The 17252-nt window shown below is 69.4% G+C and carries 14 protein-coding genes and 1 pseudogene; 12 read left to right on the top strand and 3 right to left on the bottom strand.

All coding sequences use genetic code 11. The features are described 5' to 3' along the window. Positions 1-354 precede the first annotated feature (354 nt). The 5 genes from OG700_RS18670 to OG700_RS18650 all read left to right on the top strand — a co-directional run bounded on the left by OG700_RS18670 (position 355) and on the right by OG700_RS18650 (position 4922). Positions 355-864 carry an SDR family NAD(P)-dependent oxidoreductase gene (locus tag OG700_RS18670; RefSeq protein WP_405614970.1) on the top strand — a complete coding sequence of 170 codons (510 nt, stop codon included), beginning with the start codon at positions 355-357 and terminating at the stop codon, positions 862-864. Between the two features lie 106 nt (positions 865-970). Continuing rightward, positions 971-1588 carry an NADPH-dependent FMN reductase gene (locus tag OG700_RS18665; protein WP_405614968.1) on the top strand — a complete coding sequence of 206 codons (618 nt, stop codon included), beginning with the start codon at positions 971-973 and terminating at the stop codon, positions 1586-1588. Positions 1589-1701: 113 nt separating this feature from the next. Then, positions 1702-2730 (top strand): ATP-binding cassette domain-containing protein, encoded by a 1029-nt coding sequence (locus tag OG700_RS18660; RefSeq protein WP_405614966.1) that lies wholly within the window; start codon positions 1702-1704, stop codon positions 2728-2730. Continuing rightward, a complete protein-coding gene (locus tag OG700_RS18655) occupies positions 2727-3596 on the top strand; it encodes an ABC transporter permease (RefSeq protein ID WP_405614964.1) in 870 nt (289 codons plus the stop codon). Before OG700_RS18660 ends, OG700_RS18655 begins: the two co-directional genes overlap by 4 nt. Positions 3597-3818: 222 nt before the next feature. Continuing rightward, positions 3819-4922 carry a MerR family transcriptional regulator gene (locus OG700_RS18650; RefSeq protein WP_405614962.1) on the top strand — a complete coding sequence of 368 codons (1104 nt, stop codon included), beginning with the start codon at positions 3819-3821 and terminating at the stop codon, positions 4920-4922. A gap of 141 nt (positions 4923-5063) precedes the next feature. On the opposite strand, the gene OG700_RS18645 is transcribed toward OG700_RS18650, so the two are convergent. The 3 genes from OG700_RS18645 to OG700_RS18635 form a co-directional block, all read right to left on the bottom strand. Then, entirely contained in the window at positions 5064-6494 is a 1431-nt protein-coding gene (locus OG700_RS18645; protein WP_405614960.1) for a WD40 repeat domain-containing protein, read from the bottom strand. 135 nt (positions 6495-6629) lie between these two features. Then, the gene (locus OG700_RS18640; RefSeq protein ID WP_405614958.1) at positions 6630-7403 is read right to left on the bottom strand and encodes a hypothetical protein; all 774 of its coding nucleotides are present in this window, start codon (positions 7401-7403) and stop codon (positions 6630-6632) included. Positions 7404-7448: 45 nt separating this feature from the next. Further along, a complete protein-coding gene (locus OG700_RS18635; protein WP_405614955.1) occupies positions 7449-10934 on the bottom strand; it encodes an ATP-binding protein in 3486 nt (1161 codons plus the stop codon). A 279-nt stretch (positions 10935-11213) separates the two neighbouring features. Here OG700_RS18635 and OG700_RS18630 point away from each other — a divergent pair, with 279 nt between their 5' ends. From OG700_RS18630 to OG700_RS18600, 7 genes and pseudogenes are all read left to right on the top strand, one after another. Beyond that, positions 11214-11819 (top strand): GrpB family protein, encoded by a 606-nt coding sequence (locus tag OG700_RS18630; protein ID WP_405614953.1) that lies wholly within the window; start codon positions 11214-11216, stop codon positions 11817-11819. A 335-nt stretch (positions 11820-12154) separates the two neighbouring features. Beyond that, on the top strand, positions 12155-12349 hold the full coding sequence (locus tag OG700_RS18625) for a hypothetical protein (RefSeq protein WP_405614951.1): 195 nt from the start codon (positions 12155-12157) through the stop codon (positions 12347-12349). Positions 12350-12431: 82 nt separating this feature from the next. Continuing rightward, positions 12432-12863 carry a nuclear transport factor 2 family protein gene (locus tag OG700_RS18620; RefSeq protein ID WP_405614948.1) on the top strand — a complete coding sequence of 144 codons (432 nt, stop codon included), beginning with the start codon at positions 12432-12434 and terminating at the stop codon, positions 12861-12863. Between the two features lie 231 nt (positions 12864-13094). Beyond that, a complete protein-coding gene (locus OG700_RS18615; RefSeq protein ID WP_405614946.1) occupies positions 13095-13235 on the top strand; it encodes a hypothetical protein in 141 nt (46 codons plus the stop codon). Between the two features lie 212 nt (positions 13236-13447). Next, positions 13448-13534, top strand: a pseudogene (locus tag OG700_RS18610) (hypothetical protein); the annotation flags it as partial. Positions 13535-13958: 424 nt separating this feature from the next. After that, on the top strand, positions 13959-14585 hold the full coding sequence (locus OG700_RS18605) for a tyrosine-type recombinase/integrase (RefSeq protein ID WP_405614944.1): 627 nt from the start codon (positions 13959-13961) through the stop codon (positions 14583-14585). Further along, positions 14582-17236: a site-specific integrase gene (locus OG700_RS18600; RefSeq protein ID WP_405614942.1), complete on the top strand. Its 2655-nt coding sequence runs from the start codon at positions 14582-14584 to the stop codon at positions 17234-17236. The genes OG700_RS18605 and OG700_RS18600 overlap by 4 nt, the downstream gene beginning before the upstream one ends. Positions 17237-17252: the final 16 nt, after the last annotated feature.

Raw genomic sequence — 17252 nt, 5'->3', positions numbered from 1 at the left:
TCGAGCGGCACGGCACGGACGGCGTCCTCGTCGTCCGGAAGCTCGCCCCCGGGGAGGACGTGAGGAACGCCGCTCTGGTCCCCAACTCCCCGCTCCACCTGCCCCCTTGCACATGCGGACACTCGCTGTGTCCCGACGCGAGCCCCCCGGCTCCCCCGGACCCCCCGCGTGCGGACCGTCCCTGACGGTCCCGGCGGGGAAGAGGCGGGCAGGGCAACGGAGTCGTTGAGGTCGGCCTCCGTGTGCCCTGCCCGTCTTTGGCGAGGGGATACGACTACGGCCGCGTGCGGCGAGCCGCTACCCGGCACCGTGGGAGAGCAGACCGCGTAGCAGAATGCCCGCGTTCTTCCTGGCATGGAGGACGGGATCGCCGGCGCTCGTCTCCTGAACCATGTCCACCAATGCGTCCCACGGCAGATACCCGGTCGCCACGACGACGGGCTGCCTGATTCCGGGGTCTTCACCACTTCCGTCGCCGACAGCGCGGGCACTCCCGGCATGGGCGTGTACTCGGGCATCAAGGCGGCCCTGTGGTCGTTCGCGCAGACGCTGGCCGCCGAGCTGGTGTCGCGGGGGGTCCGGGTCAACGCCGTGGCACCGGGCTTCATCGACACCCCGGGGTCGGGGATCCAGGGGCTGCCGCCGGAGGTCGTGGAGGCGTTCGGGAAGAGCGGTGACGAGAAGACGCCGATGAAGCGGCACGGCACCGCGGACGAGCGCGAAGGCGGCGCTGTTCCTCGCGACGGACGCGACCTTCACGACCGGGCTGAAGCTGTCGGTCGACGGCGGTCTCGGCAAGCGGATCGCCACGCCGGAGAGCACCTGACCAGCGGCTTCCTCATCTCGCGCGCCCGCCAGATCTGATCTGGCGGGTGCGCGGTCGCGTCTAGCGCCTTACCGGTGACGGCAGTGACGACGAGGTCGACGGCGAGTGGGATCGACGGTGAACGAGGGAGGGGGCAGCGCATACATGCGACAGCACCGCGAGGGGGAGCAGGGACCGGAGCCGGACGGCGCGGCGTTGCCGCTGCGCGTCGCGGTCATTATCGGGAGCACCCGTGAGGGGCGCCTCGGTGACGCGATCGGTCGGTGGTTCGTCGAGCGGGCGGCCAAGCGGGACGAGTTGATGCTGTCAGTGGTCGACCTGGCCGACTTCGACTTCCCCGCGCGCTATCCCGACCGGCCCACGGCACCGGTGGCGCGCTTCACGGCCGAGGTCGATCGCGCGGAGGCGTTCGTGGTGGTGACACCGGAGTACAACCGCTCGTTTCCCGCCTCCCTCAAGCAGGCCGTCGACTTCGCGTACGACGAGTGGCACACGAAGCCGGTCGCGTTCGTCAGCTACGGCCACGGGTCGGGCGGGCTGTACGCGGTGGAGGCGCTGCGCGCGGTCTTCACGGAGTTGCACACGGTCACCCTGCGTAACGGGGTATCGGTCAACCTCTTCGACTGCGGCGACGACGTGCTCGACGTCGACGCGGCGACGGAGGAGCACCGGGACCGCGAGGCGAGCGTGCTGCTCGACCAGCTCGGGTGGTGGGGGCTGGCCCTCCGCGAGGCGCGGGCGGCCCGTCCGTACATCTGCTGAGGGGACCGGGCTGATGAGTTCCCGGCGCCGGCGGAGTCATAGGGGACAACGTGCTCAACGGCTGCCGTTGCCGGCCCACAACGACCAGAAAAAGAACCGACTAAGGAATGACGATGAGTAATGATCTCGCGATCGAGACCACAGGGCTGGTGAAAGTCTTCGGCTCGAACCGAGCTGTGGACGGAGTCGATCTCGCCGTGCCGACGGGCACGGTCTACGGAGTGCTGGGTCCGAACGGCGCGGGCAAGACCACCGTCGTACGGATGCTCGCGACGCTGCTCCGCCCGGACGGCGGCGAGGCCCGTATCTTCGGCAAGGACGTGGTGAAGGACGCCGAGGCGGTCCGCAACCGGGTCGCGCTGACCGGGCAGTACGCGTCGGTGGACGAGGACCTGACCGGTACGGAGAATCTGGTCCTGCTCGGCCGGCTGCTCGGGCACACCAAGCGCGACGCCCGCGACCGGGCCGGGCAGCTGCTGGACGCGTTCGGTCTTACGGAGGCGGCCGGCCGGCAGGTCAAGAACTACTCGGGTGGTATGCGGCGCCGTATCGACATCGCCGCCTCCATCCTGAACACCCCGGATCTGCTGTTCCTGGACGAGCCGACGACCGGCCTCGACCCGCGCAGCCGCAACCAGGTGTGGGACATCGTGCGGGCCGTGGTCTCGCAGGGGACGACGGTGTTGCTGACGACCCAGTATCTGGACGAGGCGGACCAACTGGCGTCCCGTATCGCGGTGATCGACCACGGCAAGGTGATCGCCGAGGGCACGAAGGGCGACCTGAAGGCGTCGGTCGGTTCCGGCGCCGTGCATCTGCGGCTGCGTGACGCGGCCCAGCGGTCGGACGCCCGGCGGGTGCTGGCCGCCTCGCTGCGCGCGGAGATCGTGCTGGACGCGGACCCGCTCGCGCTGACCGCCACGATCAGCGGGGGCGGCACCGACCAGGGCGCGGCCGAGCAGGCCGGGCGGGCGCTCGCCGAGCTGGCGCACGAGGGGATCGTCGTGGACAACTTCTCCCTCGGCCAGCCCAGCCTGGACGAGGTCTTCCTCGCCCTCACCGACAAGAAGAAGCCGTCCGGCGACGCGTCCCGTACGCCGCTCGGGCAGAACAACGACGTGAAGGAGGGGGCGGCGGCATGACCACCGTAGCCACGAAGACCCAGGGCCATGACGACCTCGACGACCTCGAACTCGCCACGCCCTCGGCGGACGACCTCGCCGCGCTGCTCGTGAAGAAGGAGCGGCCACCGCGGCCCAGCGCGCTCTCCGCGTCGCTGACCTTCGGCTGGCGGGCGATGCTGAAGATCAAGCATGTGCCCGAGCAGCTTTTCGACGTGACCGTCTTCCCGGTCATGATGGTGCTGATGTACGCGTATCTCTTCGGCGGTGCGCTGGCGGGGTCGGTCTCCGAGTACATCCAGTTCCTGCTGCCCGGCGTCATGGTGATGAGCGTCGTGATGATCACGATGTACACGGGCGTCGCGGTCAACACCGATATCGCCAAGGGCGTCTTCGACCGGTTCCGTACGCTCCCGATCTGGCGCCCGGCCCCGATGGTCGGCTATCTGCTCGGCGACGTGATCCGCTACGTGATCGCCTCGATCGTGATCCTCGGCGTGGGTCTGGCCATCGGATACCGCCCTGACGGCGGCGTGCTCGGCATCGTGGCGGGAGTGGTGCTGCTGCTCGTCTTCTCCTTCTCCTTCTCGTGGATCTGGACGATGTTCGGGCTGATGCTGCGCACCGAGAAGTCGGTGATGGGCGTCAGCATGATGGTGATCATGCCGCTGACGTTCCTGAGCAACGTCTTCGTCGACCCGAAGACGATGCCCGGCTGGCTCCAGGCCTTCGTCAACAACAGCCCGGTCTCCGAACTCGCCAGCGCGGTACGGGGGTTGATGGCCGGTGACTGGCCGGCCCAGGACATCGCGGTGACGCTCGGCTGGTCGGTCGGGCTGATGATCATCTTCGGTACGTGGACGATGCGGCTCTACAACCGCAAGTGACCGCGTGACTCCGACTGCCTGTGGCCTGCGACTCTCCGGGGGAGAGCCGCAGGCCACAGGCGCGTGCGGGCTGTGCGCCCGCCCCGTGCCGGGCGGTGTGTTGACCTTGCCCAAGGGGCAAGCCCCAGCATCGGTCGTACCGGGCGAGGCGCCCGGTACGAGGAGAGGGACGGCGGTGAGGGCGAGATGGCAGGCACGGGTGACCTGGCAGGCGCAGGAGACATGACAAGCACGGGAGACTCGGAGTACGCGGGTGACATGGCTTACGCGGGCGAACTGACCATCGGCGCGTTCGCCCGCGCGTCCCGGCTGTCGCCGAAGGCGCTGCGCCTCTACGACGAGCTGGGGCTGCTGGCACCGGCTCGCGTGGACGGGACAACCGGCTACCGCTACTACACCGGGGCACAGTTGGAGCGGGCCCGGCTGGTGGCGTGGCTGCGGCGCATCGGGATGCCGCTGGCCCGGATCGCGGACGTCTGCGATCTGTGCGAGACGGATCCGCCGGCCGCCGGCCAGGACATCGGGGCGTACTGGGCGCGGGTGGAGACGGAGACCGCCGCGCGCAGGGACCTGGTGACCTTCCTCGTCGACCAACTGTCGGGGAATCCGGCGGGGAAGGGCGTCGAAGAGATGTCTGACATGAGGATGCGTTTTGCGGCCGGATCGGACCGGGGGCTGGTCCGGGCGGTCAACCAGGACACGGCGTACGCCGGTTCGCGGCTGCTCGCGGTCGCGGACGGGTACGGGGACGGCGGCGCGCGGGTGAGCGGGGCGGCGGTCGAGGCGCTGGCGGAGCTGGAGCAGTCGGTCCGGGGCGGCGATGTGCTCAACGGGCTCGCGGACGCGGTGGACCGGGTGAACCGGACGGCGAACGGCGAGTCCGGGACCACGCTCACGGCGATGCTGTGGACCGGATCACGGCTGGCGCTCGTGCACGTCGGCGACACCCGCGCGTATCTGCTGCGGGGCGGTGACCTGTCCCGGATCACGCACGACCACACCCTCGTCCAGTCCATGATCGACGCGGGCGGTCTCACCGCTGAGGAGGCGCAGTCGCATCCCCAACGGGCGCTGCTGCTGCGTGCGGTGGGCGGCTCGGAGGAGCATGCCCGGCCCGATCTGCGGCTGCACGACGTGGCGCCGGGCGACCGCTATCTGCTCTGCTCCGACGGCCTGTTCACGGTCGTACGGCCCGACGACCTCCGGCGCGTGCTCAGTACGGCGGCGGAACCGGCGGACGCCGTACGGGATTTGATCGCACTGGCCCTCGCGGCGGGCGGACCGGACAACGTGGCGTGTGCGGTGGCCTACGCCGTCACGGTGTGACGGCGCCGGGCGACGCCCTGCACCTTCGGCTGCACCGGATACGGGCCGAACAACTCGCCCGCGAGGCGGTCGAGGTGGTCGACGCGGCCGGTGCGGCCGGTGCGGCCGAGGGGCGGGTGCGAATCGCGAGGACGACTCGGATCAGCTGGGCTCGTTGGCGAATTCCGTGGGGAGGCCGACGGGGAAGATGCGGGTCTCACCACCCTTCGACTCCCAGTCACTCCGAGCGGTCACGAACTTCAGATTGGCGGCCAGCCAACGGCCGTCGGGAGACCAGGCCATCTCGTACTTCTGCAAGGGGTACCAGTCACCGCCGATGTGGTGGCTGGTGACCGCCCGGTGGTCGCTGACCCGACGGATGATCACCTTCAGCTCTCCCGAGTAGCCCGAGATCGCCAGATAGTCGCCGTCCGGGCTCACTCGCAGGGACCGGATCTCGATTCCCTCGTTCTCGATCACCTCCAGGGTGCGGCCGTCGGCCGGGTCCATCACATGCACCCGCGACCCGCTCGCGACGAACATCTTCGACTCGTCGGCGGAGAACGCGACGCCTTCGTACGGATCCACACGCTCCGTGTCGTCACCGCCCTCGCCCACGGGCACCAACGGCACCACCCGATCGTCGCCGCTCTGCGACAGCAGGGCGACGGCGGGGCCGGACGCGTACGAGGTACGGTAGCGGCCGGTGGCCGAACGCACGCGGCCCGTCTGCGCGGGTGCCTCGACCGGGGCGCCCGACACCGCGTCATAGGCCAACTGCGGGAGCATTTCCTCGTGGTGGCGGAGGGTGATCACCGGTTCGCCGGGCACCCACATCAGCCAGGGCGAGGTGTAGTCGTCGCCGTGACTGGCGCGCAGGCATTCGCGCCGGTCGAAGGTGTCGTAGACCACCAGCTCGCCCGGAGACTCGCAGGTGACGGCCAGGAAGCGACCGTCGTCGGAGAACGCCAGATGGTAAGGCGCGTTGTCCCCGCTGAAGGGCTTCAGCACGGCGGCCGGGTGTCGCAGATCGGGGATGGCGGGGGCCTCACCGGCGAGCAGTTGATCGGCGCGAGTGTCGTAGGACGCCGTGCGCCACCATGAGCCGGCCGTCAGATGCTCGATCCACCGGGGATCGGTGACCGTCACGTCGTAGTCGGCCCCCATACGAGATTCCTCGGCGCGGAGCAGCTCCGCGGCGGCCTTCGGGGGCATCTCATCGAACCGCAACCCATTTTCCCAGGGATACCCGACGATGTACTCCTCGTCATCATCCGGATCGTCTTCGTCTTCCTTCGTGTCCTCCGTTTCCTTCGTTTCCTCCGCGACGGAGTAGTTGCGCGTCGCTATCCGCTCCACGCTCTCCACGAACCACCGGGTGTTGGTGTCCACCCATGCCTCGTCGAGACACCGATCCTGGGTGACCGCGAGGCCCAGTGGGGCGTCATCGCGGGCGATCTCGCTGAAGACGCGGAGAAAAAAGCTCGCGTCGTCGGCGAGTGAGACGTCGGGGTGGATGACGGTCACGCGCATGCGGACGCGCCGGTGCGGTGGATCGATCGCCAGCACCCGGACGCCGTAGAGGTCTGACATCGCGCTTTCCTTCGGTGGTTCTCGGATTTCCCGCCCGTGCGAGAAACTGACACCGGCAACGTTCGCATGCGCCACTGACAACGGGCCGCCGACCTTGGTGCTCGCAGTACGTTCATGGTCAACGCACCGGAGCCGCTACTCGTCGCGGACCCGCAGATGCGCGTCCCATCTGGCCCGCAGCCCGGAGAAGTCGTCGTGGGGGAAGGTCCGTTCCAGGAAGTCGAGATCCGGTCCCAGCCTCGGACGGCAATAGCCGAATCCTGGGTCGCGCGGATCGGCGTAGAGGTACTGCCAGCCGAGCAGTCCGCGGGTAAGCAACAGCGTTTCCAGATACTCGGGATAGGTGATGTCGAGCCGCAGGAGGGTCCCGTCCGTGTTGACGGAATACCAGATCTCGGGGTGCCCCGGATTTCCGTCGACGGTGGCGAATTTCTCGTCACCGACAGCGAAGCCGGCGATCCCGCCGGTCCCGGTGAGGAACTGTTGGTCGAACGCGTGAAGCATGCCCTCCTCCTCGTTCGGGCCGTCTACTTCGGCGCTGTAGCACAGGTACCGGTAGCCACCGTGTCTCCCGGTCGGCCACTCCTCGGTCGCCCACTCCGTGTCGGAAAGCCCCTCGGGAACCTCGTCCACGCAGACGTTGACCAGATGGTTGAGGCAGAACTCGCCGCCGATGGTGCTGTCCGCCGTGCCTCTCCAGTAGCACCTCAGACCGTCGTACCGGTGGAAACTGTCGGCCATGACCGGGGCGAGATGAACACCCGCGACTTTCCGGATCACTTCGAGTGCGTGCCCCGGTCCGGTGATCCATGTGGCGAGGGAACCCTCCTCCGCTTCGTCCACCGTGATTTCCTCGGTCGAGCGAAGCTCGTCGAGCATGGCCATCAGCCGGCCCTCGAAGTCAGTCACGCGATTCACGTCCTTGGTGCGGTACTTGAGGGTGTGGTACTTGAGTCATGAACGCAGTCGCCAGGTGAGCGGGCCGGAGATGGCGTTCTCCGTGCGGTCCGGGCGGTAGGCGCAGGTCGCGCCCGTGGTCACCGACTTCCGCAGATGCGCGGCCAGTTCGGGGTGGAGCGCGTCGAGCTTGCGCAGGGTGTCGCGGATCCGGGCCGTGACCGTCTTACGGGCCCGCTCGGCCTCGTCGCCCAGCCGACGGGTGCGCCCGCCGAGACCGGCGGCCGTGCGGAGTTCGGCGAGGAGGGCCTGGCGCTCCCTGTCGTACGCGGCGGCGCGGGCGTCGTCGCCGCGCTCGCCCGCGCGGTCGATCTCCTGGTCCAGCTGGTCGAGCCGCCGCCGGTACTCGGCCTTGGCCCGGTCGTCCAACACCGGGTCGCCGCCCATGGCGTGCGCGGCCACGGCCGTCCTGCCCGCGTCGGGGGCGAGCAGCCGGACGGCGGGGAAGTCGGTGCCCGGGTGTGAGAGCAGCGTGTGCAGATCGCGTAGCCCCTTGGCGTCGGGCACATGGACCGCCCGCCCACCGAAGACGAGCGCCCATACGGCCCCGTCCCGTCTGAACTCCGCTTCGGACGGGACCAGTTGAGTCTCCTCGGCCTCCACAGCCTCCTCGGCCTCCACAGCCTCCACGCCCGTATCAGCGCCGGCGCCCGCGCCCGTGTCCCCGCCCGTACGGCCTCCGGCGTCCCCGCCCGTCCCCGCGCCCGGCCCGCTCGGTCCCGCGTCGTCCGCCCACGGGCCGTTCACCCACGGCCCCCGCCGCGTCCCCGCGTCCGGCGGGGCGGGTGGGTCAGGTGGGTCAGGTGGGTCAGGTGGTGGGGCGGGCTCGACGGCCACCCCCGGTCCTGCCTGCCGTCGTACCTCCCGCCCCTCCAGATGCCGCAGCCCCATCGCCCTCGCCGACCGCGCGCACTCCGTGCGCAACGCCGCCTCCGCGGTGGCGTCCCCGTCCTCGCCGCGAGCCCGCAGCGCGTCCGCCAGCGCCAGGCTCGCGCGCAGGGACCACGGTCTCGCCTGGAGACGGTCGGCGGAGTCGCGCGCCGCGGTGAACGCGGCCACCGCCGCGTCCCAGCGCCCCTCCGCCGCGTCCAGCAGACCGAGCCAGAGGTCGACGGGTCCGCTGATGTCGCAGCCGAACAGCGCGACGAGCCAGCGGCCGCGGTGCGCGCCGAGCGCGCCCCGCGCCTCGGCGATCAGCGCGGGATCGCCCGACGCGGCGGCCGTGTGCGCCAGGAACCGGAACCACAGCGGCGCGAAGATGCGTGTCACCGGCTCCGGGCGGTCCGTCACCTCCCGGAGCAGCCGAAGCGCCCGCGCCGTGTCGCCGCGCTCGATCGCGGTGATGCCGCCGAGCAGCGCCGGGAACGGGTAGTCCTCGACGCCGAGGGTGCGCGTGATGGCTTCGGCCTCGTCGTAGCGGCCCCGCATCATGTGCAGGCCCCAGCGCAGATGGGGGCCGAGAAACCCGAACGCCGCGTGTTCGGGCACCGATTCGAGCGAGCCCGCGTACCACTTCTCGGCCTGCTCGAAGTCGCCGGTGAGTGCGGCGACGATGCCCAGGTCGACGGCCTTGCCCAGCTCGTGCCTGCGCTTGCCCGCCCGGTCGGCCAGCCCCCGGTACGTACGCACCTGGTCCAGATAGCGCGGATCGCCCAGCTCCAGGAGCGACACCCAGCGCATCGCCGCGGCGTGCACCTCCATGTCGGGATTCTGGGTGCGGCGGGCGACGGTCAGCATCTCGGTGGTGAGGGCCAGCCGTTCGTCGGAGGTCCCGAGGCCCCAGATGGTGTCGTGCCGTGCCCAGAGGGAGAAGGCGAGCGCTTCGTCGTCCTCGTCCTGCCGGGCGAGGTCCGTGGCGCGGACGGCGAGATCCTGCGCCATCCGCTCCCGCTCCTGACCGTTGGAGCCGCCCACGTCCGCATCGGCCCCCGAGCCCGAGCCACTGCCCGAGCCTCTGTCCGCGCCCCCGTCCCCGAACAGCGCGCGGTACGCCTCGTGCAGCAGCTCCGCCGCCTGCGGTCCGTGGCCCGGGATGTCCTGCTGCTGGTGGAGCGTGAGCGCGACGCGCGTCAGCAGCTCGGGATCGCCCAGCTCGCGCGCCGGTGTCACCGCGCGGTCGAAATACCACTGGGCCTCCTCCTCCGCGCCGTGGTTCCGCAGCTCGCCGGCCAGGTCGAGCGCGACGATGATCGCGCGGCGCGGATCGCCCTCGCCGTGTGTCTCCGCCACCTCCAGCGCGCGCCGGTAGTGACCGATGGCCTCGTCGGCCGCGAGCCTGCTCGACGCGTCCCGCGCCGCCGCGAGCAGCAGATCGATGCGGCAGTCGCGGTCCACCGTGTCACCGGCCAGATGGGCGTGCCGGGCCAGATCGGCGGGGACGATCTTCTCGCTCAGCGCCGGGGCGGTGTCCAGGGCCCGTACGACCGCGCCGTGCAGACGGGCCGCGTCCGCCTCCTCCAGCGAGTCGTAGAGCGTCTCGCGGACGAGATCGTGGGCGAATGCGAACAGGCCCCCCGTGCGCGTCACCACGAGCCGGGCCGCCACGGCCCGGTCCAGCAGCCGGTCCACGTGCGCCACGGGCGCAGACGTGACGCCGGCGAGCACCTGGCGGTGGAACTCCCGGCCCAGCACGCTCGCCGCGACCAGCAGGTGGCCGACCGGCTTCGGCAGCATCGACAGGCGCCGCCGCACGGCCTCGCGCACGCCGGGCGGGATCGTGCTGACCGGGCTGCCGCCGTGCCAGAGCCGGGCGGTCTGCTCGACGAAGAACGGATTGCCGCCCGTGCGGCTGTGCACCTCGTCCACCAGCGCGGGCTCCGGCTCCCGCCCGGTGGTGAGCGCCAGGAGCGCGCCCACGTCGTCCCTGTCGAGCCCGGTCAGCGTCACGGCCGTGGTGGCGCGGGCGACCAGCGGCAGGATGAGCTTCTGGAGCGGGTGGCCGGGCGCCTCCACCTCCACGTCGCGGTACGTCCCGATGAGCAGCAGCCGCTCGAACCAGGCGTGCTGGGCGGCGAATTCGAGGAGTCTGAGCGATGCGGTGTCCGCCCAGTGCAGATCGTCCAGGACGACGACGACCGGGCGGTCCTGGGAGACCGTGACGAGGGCGGTCGTCACCGCGTCGTACACGGAGAAGGCGTCCTTGGCCTCGTCGTCCCCCGGGGTCTCGCCCAGCAGCACCGCGAGCCGTCCGCCCGCCGCCTCCTCGGCCTTCGCCCACTCCCGCTCACCGAGGCCGCGCCGCATGCCGCGCACGACCTGCACCCACGGCCAGTAGCCGGGGGCGCTGCCCTCCCAGCAGGAGCCGCCGAGCACCAGCGCCCCGCGCTGCCGGGCCTCCAGGGCGGCGGCGGTGACGAGCGTGGTCTTGCCGATGCCCGCCTCGCCCGCGACCAGCACGAGACCCCCGTGGCTCTCCGTCGCCCGGTCGATCTCCGCGCGAAGGACGCCTGCGGGGTGGTCACGCCCGATCAGTGCAGGGGTCATGACCAAAACCATAGAAGGCGCCACTGACAATCGGCATTGCAAATCTCTGCGACGTACAGAACCGCAGGTGAGATGGGGTGAGGTGCGATCCGCGCCCGCCGCCGGGCCTCCACCGTGCCTCCGCCGTGCCTCCGCCGCGCGGTGCGGCGCGTCGGCGCGGCACTCGTAGAGTGAACGATCGCCATTTTCCGGGCGAGGCCCCGGGTCCCCGGGCCACGACGGAGTCCGCCCCCGCGCCCACGCGCCAACCGAACACGCGCACAGGAGAGTTGAGGACTGATGGAGCACGACAACGGACGACACCGGATGACCGACGAGGAGATCGAGACCGCCCAGCTCGGTGCCGCCCAGCAGGTCAACGGGCAGGTCGCGCTCAGCGCGTACGACCCGCGCTGGCCGGCCGTCTTCGAGCGGGAGGCCGCCTTGATCGGGGCGCGGTTCGCCGAGGGCGCCGGCGCGTCCGGGTTCCGCCTCGAACACGTCGGCTCCACCTCGGTGCCCGGCCTCCCCGCGAAACCGGTCATCGACATGCTGCTGATCGTCCCCGACCCGGCGGACGAGGCGAGCTACGTGCCCGCCCTCGCCGCCCTCGGGTACGAGGTCGCCGTCCGCGAACCCGACTGGTTCGAGCACCGCTGCCTCAGGAAGCGGGATCTCGACCCCTCGGCCGGCTCGGCCAACCTGCATGTACTGCCGGTCGGTTGCCCCGAGAACGACCGCATGCTGCTCTTCCGGGACCGGCTGCGTACGCATCCCGGCGACCGCGAGCTGTACGCGGAGACGAAGCGGGAACTGGCGCTGCGGGAGTGGAAGTACACGCAGAACTACGCCGACGCGAAGACCGGGGTCGTCGAGGAGATCCTGGCGCGGGCCGCCAGAACCTAGGGCGTGTTGCGAAAGTCCCGCCTGGCCGACGACGCCTGGCACGCACACTCGCCGCGTTGTCGGACTCGTCCAAGTACGCCCAGTACGAGAACGATCCTCCGCCTTGCGATCGCACGCACCAGACGCCGTCGGCCCCGCCCTTCGGGCGGACGGCGCTACTTTCGCAACACGCCCTAGTTCCAGCGGTCCTGGTTGAGGAAACGGGCCACGGCGCGCCAGGAGTTGGGGCCCATCACCCCGTCCACCTGCCCCGTGTACCCGTAACCGCGGGCCAGTCGCTGGAGCGCCGCGTACGTCTGCGGGCCGGGGGCGCCGTCGATCGGGCCGGTGCAGCCGTGGTGGTCGCGCAGGTTGCGTTGCGGCGCGGCGTACGTCTGGGGGCCGGGCGCGCCGTCACGGTGAATCTCTCCGGCGATGGCGTGCCGGGCACGTTCGGCCGGAACGGGGAGGTGACGGTCACCGTGGCGCTGAAGGACATGAACAAGAACGGTGCGGTGCTGAAGATCACCTCGTCCCTACCTCCGGGGTAATCGCCACGACCCGCCCGCCCCGGCCAGGATGTGATCACACACCGCGCCGGCCGGGCGCGGGACAGAGGGGGGGCAGACAGTCATGTCGGAAGTCGCGAGCACGCAGACACGCCAGGTGGTCCAGGAGTTGCTGAGCAGGATCGGTGCGGGTGACCCCGCCCGTATCGCCGAGTTGTACGCCGACGGGGCCGACTGGCGGCTGGACTGGCCCGAGGCCGAGCACGGCCGGGCCGCGACGCCCTGGATCCGGCACCGGTCCAGCCGCGCGGACGCCGCGGCGCACTACCGCGAGATCGGCGAGCACCATGTGCCCGAGGAGGTCGGGACCGAGATCGAGCGGATCCTCGTCGACGGGAACGACGCCGTCGTGACGGGTGAGATCCGGCAGACGGCCCGCTCCACCGGGCGCGCGTACCGCTCGCGGTTCGCCCTGCACCTCACCGTCGAGAACGGCCTCGTCACCCGCCACCACGTGTACGAGGACAGCCTCGCCGTGGCCCAGGCGTTCGAGTGAGGGACCGAACCGACCGACGAGTCGCCTGACGGGCCTCTCTGCCAGCTTCCTCTCAACAGTTGTCCGCAACTCTGTTGAAAATAACTCCCCGGCCGGGCCTTGTCCGGAAAGGGAGCGTTCGGCGAGAGTTCATCCCGCGACGCCCCCCACACCCCCCATCCACGTCGCCGGACGAGCGCTCGCTCATGAACACGCGCGTCAGCGCTCCGCTCCGATACGAGAAGAAGCACCGTGCAGGTTTCCCGGAAGTACCTCGTCGCCGCCGTCACCGGCGTCCTGCTCTCGGCCTCCGCAGTGACCGGCGCGCAGGCCGCCGACCCCTCCGGCGCCGCGGGCCAGGCGCCCCGGTACCAGCCCGAGATGGCCTGTTAACCGAACTAACTCAACTGTCTTCGCAGGTCAGACCAGGTATCTGCTAGTTTCCCGAGGTGCTTGACGAGCAGCGGTCCGGAAGGGACCTGAGGAACTTTGTCCTGCCTGAGTTAGGCCAGTTACTGAAGACGGGAGATCCCTGGGAGCCGTACAGGGTGCTGGATGGACGCGGGAGGCCGGTTGCGCCCGTTGCGCTCTACCTCAAGGAGCTGATGGCGAGGGACAGCTCGCCGTTGACGCCACGTTCGTACGGCATGGATCTGCTGCGCTGGTTCCGGTTCCTCTGGGCGCTCGGGATCGAGTGGGACCGTGCGACCCGGGAAGACGCCCGGGACTTCGTGTTGTGGATGAAGGTGGCGGACAAGCCGAAGCGCATCCATTGGCGCCATCGCGGCAAGGCTCCCTCCAAGGTCCCGCCGCCTCGCAGTGACAGGCCAGCACCAGGTACGCCGAATCCGGTGACTGGAAAGCCCACGGTCGGGACCAAGTACTCGCCGGCAACCCGAGCTCATTGCGAGACGGTGCTGCGGGAGTTCTACAACTTCCATCTGGATGAAAACACCGGTTCGTTGCTGGTGAACCCCTTCCCGTTGGTCCGTGGGCGCCGCTTGTCCCAGCTCCGGACACAGCGTGATGGTGAGAAGAAGCACCGCAACCGACGCACGGGCCTCTACCGGCCCACCGTTCCGCAGCGGGTCAGTCCCGCGGCGGATTCCCGACGAGATGTACACCAAGGTTTTCGCCGGGCTCCGTTCTCATCGGGACCGCGCCTTGCTGGCCTTTTTGGTCGCCACTGGTGCCCGCGCCGAGGAGCTGCTCACGGTCAAGCAGGACGGCGCGGTTGTCGGCGAGCAGACCGTCAGTGTGATCCGCAAGGGCACCCGCGACTACCAGGACCTGGTCGCCACCCCGGACGCGTTCGTCTGGCTGCGGCTCTACCAAGAGTCCGCCTGGAAGAAAGGAGTCCCTCGAGGCCGTCACCATCCGCTGTGGTGGACGCTGCGGCGCCCATGGCGGCCGCTGGAGTACGACGCGGCGCGCATGATGTTCAACCGCGCCAACGATCTCCTGGGCGCTAACTGGACCCTTCACGATCTGCGGCACACGGCGACGTTCCTGATGCTCGATGACCCGAACATGCCGCCGGTCTACGTGCAGAAGATCCTCGGCCACAAGTACCTGTCGACCCTGGACATCTACAACCGTCCGACCAGGGACGACGTCATCAGAGCCGGCCTCGCCCACCACGCCCGCCAGGAGAAGCGACGCGAGGAGACCCCTGTGCCCGTTGACGAGCCGTCCTACAACCCCGACTCCTTGTCCATCCTCTTCGGCCGGGACGCGTCATGACGAGCACTGCGACGCACGTCGGCTCGAGCTTCGTTCCGCGGGTCACCAGCATGGTGGGCGCCGAAGAGCTCAAGCTGATGAACCGATTCCCGCATCGGGAAAGACCAAGCATGTGGGAAGCGACCGCGGTCACACGTGAAGAGGTCCTTGAGCGGCTGGCTCGCCCACCGCTACGAGCTGTGGAACCCAGCGCCCAGGCGAATCGGATGTTCGGGGCACGTCTCCTGCTCGACTGGCTGATGACCTTTCCTGGAGAAACCTGGCAGCAGCGCTGGCAGGAGAGCCCTGCCCACGGCCAGCACATTGCGTCGCAGGGGTGGAGGGATGCCTTCGCAGCCTGGGCCCGCCCGGAAGGGCGAGTATCCCGCCGTGAAACGCTCCTCGTCGGGGTGCTGGCGCCGCTCTGCGCGGATGCCGTCAGACCCGACCCGGAGTTCCTCATCGGGTCAAGATCGCGGCATCTTCGGCCGGCCCTGGAGACCACACGCGACCCCGAGGGGTTCGCCCGCTTGAGGGCTTCACTGCCGACCAACATCTCGGCTGCGAATATCTCGTCCGGGCTGAAGACCATCGCGGAGATCATGGCCTGCCGAGGCGGCGCCATCGAGGACATCGTCGTCGGCGACCTGCTGCTCTGGCAAAGCAAGAATCCGCGCAACAGCAATGGCCGGATCCAGCTCGCCTACACCTGGCTACGCGACTTGGGTCTCTTTCCAGCAGACGCACCGCACACGCTGTTCCGGATCTCGAACCGTACGGGGCAACTCACCCCGGCGGACCTTGTCGACCGCTACGAACTGCAGTGCCGTCCGATCCGCGATCTCTTGGTCGCCTACCTCTCCCATCGGTCCGTAGGGCTCGACTTCACGACGCTGCAGGCGCTCACGATCTCGCTGGCGCTTCGGTTCTGGGACGACCTGGAGCGGCACCATCCGGGCATCGACTCTCTTCGGCTGCCTGCCGAGGTGATCACTGCCTGGAAGGTCCGCCTGGCTACGAAGACCATCCGCAAGCGCCTGCCCGATGGATCATTTCGGGAGTTCACAGAGCCACGCCGAGGTGCAATCGGGATCAAAACCCAGGTCAGAGCCTTCTACCTGGACCTGGCGGAGTGGGCAGTGGAGGACCCCGGCCAGTGGGCCGCCTGGGTGGCACCCTGCCCGATCAGCGAAGCCGAGTGCTCGGGAAGAAAGGCTGACAAGCAGCTCAAGGCCCGCATGGACCAACGTACTCGCGAGCGCCTCCCGGCCCTGCCCACGCTGGTGAAGACGGCTCATCGCCTGCTGAAAGAGGCCACCATGCGCCTCGATGCACTCAACGCTGCCCCGCTCGGTTCGGATTTCAGCGTGCTTGGTGAAACCTTCAGAGTCCCGCGCTTCAGCAAATGCGCTGACGGGCGCCCGATCCATGCCTGGGACGCGAAGGGCACCCGGCGCTCATTCGCGGGTGAGGAACGCAGCGCATTCTGGGGGTGGGCTGCCATCGAGATCTTGCGGCACACCGGCATCCGCATCGAGGAACTCCTCGAGCTGGGGCACCACAGCATCGTCAGCTACAAGCTCCCCACCACCGGACAGACGGTTCCGCTCTTGCAGATCGCCCCGTCGAAGACCGACCAAGAGCGACTTGTCCTAGGGCGTGTTGCGAAAGTAGCGCCGTCCGCCCGAAGGGCGGGGCCGACGGCGTCTGGTGCGTGCGATCGCAAGGCGGAGGATCGTTCTCGTACTGGACGTACTTGGATGATTCCGACAACGCGGCGAGTGCGCGTGCCAGGCGTCGTCGGCCAGGCGGGACTTTCGAAACACGCCCTAGTCACGCCGGAGCTGGCGGACGTGTTGAGCACGGTCGTCTCTCGAGTCCGAGGCTCGGACGGGAGAGTCCCCGTTCTCCGTAACTACGACCACTACGAACGGGTCTGGAACCCGCCGATGCCTCTCCTGTTCCAGGATCGCTCTGGCGGCTACCTGCGTCCGCTGTCACGAGCGACGATCCGGCGGGGACTCGACGTCACCTTGTTGGCCTCAGGCCTGACGGACAGCGCGGGTGACCCCCTCATCTTCCAGCCCCACGACTTCCGCCGGATCTTCATCACGGACTCCATCCTCAACGGCCTGCCCCCTCACATCGCACAGGTCATCGCTGGTCACGACCACATCGGAACAACGATGGGATACGCCGCGATCTACCCCACTGACGCCATCGAGGCACACCGAGCGTTCATCGCCCGGCGCCGGGCTCTGCGGCCTGCCGACGAATACCGCACCGTCACCCCTGCGGAATGGGGAGAGTTCCTCGGACACTTTGAGCGCCGCAAGCTCGCCCTGGGCGACTGCGGCCGCGCATACGGAACTGACTGTGCTCACGAACACGCTTGCGTCCGATGCCCCGCCCTGATCGTCCACGCGACAGAACGTCCCCGGCTTGTCGAAATCCGCGACAACCTCCATACGCGCATCTCGGAAGCCGAAAGGGAAGGCTGGCTCGGCGAGATCGAAGGGCTGCAGAGCAGCCTGACCCACGCCGAGGAGAAGCTAGCCCAACTCGACGCCCAGATCTCCCGGAAGCAGGAGTCTGTCGACCTGGGAATTCCTACCTTCCGGGAGATCGTTGCTCGCACCACTGCGGCGGCCACCCCGCCGGGGCCTGCGTGACTGCACGGCTGTCAAT

It is taken from the genome of Streptomyces sp. NBC_01508 (genome assembly GCF_045040315.1).
Lineage (GTDB): Bacteria > Actinomycetota > Actinomycetes > Streptomycetales > Streptomycetaceae > Streptomyces.
This window is presented reverse-complemented; position numbering and strand designations above follow the sequence as displayed.